Source organism: Bartonella sp. 220B, assembly GCF_026930205.1.
Taxonomy (GTDB): domain Bacteria; phylum Pseudomonadota; class Alphaproteobacteria; order Rhizobiales; family Rhizobiaceae; genus Bartonella.
Genome location: NZ_JANHOI010000057.1, coordinates 1 through 1,312, shown reverse-complemented (window position 1 = coordinate 1,312; position 1,312 = coordinate 1). Strand labels below are relative to the sequence as shown.

Sequence of the window (1,312 nt, the reverse complement as noted above, 5' to 3'; positions counted from 1 at the left end):
AGTGCCCCCCACTCCACCAGATTGTGGTTTTGGCAAAGGCAAAGAGCTCCCATCCGAAACACCGGCTGTACCATCCAGAGCGATATTTGGCGTAAACAAAGCACCCCCTGCTGTTAAACCACTGAGCGCCCCCAGTGGATCCCCCCCAACGGCTTTTGCCTCAAAATGCGCATCTCCTGTGATGGAACCTTCCGCTGCCGTATTGTGCAGTGTAACATACTCCAAATTCAACGTACCACCCGCTTGAACAAGACCAGAAACGGTATCCGCAACTTCTGAACCGATATGACGAAGAGCACCATTACTTGCTATGTCTAAAGCAACATTGCGACTTCCATCAGCATTATAGGCATAACAATAATAATCCGTATTTGCATTACAGCCCATATAGGTGTTTTTATAAGCTGTTGCCCCTAAATTGGTGAGTACACCGGTATGGATATCGGCGTTTCCTTCCGCTCTTATAATGCTATAATGGTTGTCAATGCTATCAGCATTAATGATAAGATTGCCGCTAGACTGTATCATCCCCTGCACAGCCGGTTTATGCGAAAATGCTTGCGTGACAGCTTTTTCTGTCATGTGTGACAAATTATTCCACCGATACGATTGAAAAATAATTATATTTTCAGTCCTGTTCCAAGTAAATGCCTTGTATAGTACCCCATCTTTTAAAGCTATTTTACCATAAGTTGCCTCTTTGTTGGGCAAATAATTCTTAATATTAAGAGTACATCCATGTTCTGAACATTTCTCTTCCTTATAAGAAACACCCCATAGTTCCTTTATCCCCCAATCATGTGCTATACTTGTTGTATGATACAAAATTGTATTTTCAAGTGAATCTACGCCCTCTGGTTTTTCGAATGCAATATCTGCATATTCAGATGTTTCGGTGATGACTGGCGTGCTATCGGCTTCATTTTTAAGTGTGGTGGTTTGGATATTCAAGTTTCCACCGGCTTGAATAAAACCTGCTTTGTTGACAAGCGAAAGGCTCTTGCCCGTGCCCTCTGCATTGCTGAACACCAAATCTTCCTCAGCCATAATGGCACCAAAAGCATTCAACACTGCACCATCAACTTGCAAAAAGCCATTGCCCTTCACATAGATTAAACCCGTCTTGCTGTTGGTGGCATCCCCCGTCACCATAAAGGCTAGATCCTGTCCCGCTGCCAATTGACCACTATTGTCTAATCGCCCCGTTTTGATCACAAAATCTCGTGCCGCTAAAACCGATGTGCTCTCATCCACCATAACCCCTGGAGCAACAAAGAGAATATCTCCTGTCCCCCCTTCATCCCTTATGGCC

Annotated in this window: 1 pseudogene; it reads right to left on the bottom strand. The window is 44.3% G+C overall.

From position 1 onward, the window contains the following. Positions 1 to 1,312, bottom strand: a pseudogene (locus tag NPX99_RS08655) (hemagglutinin repeat-containing protein); the annotation flags it as partial.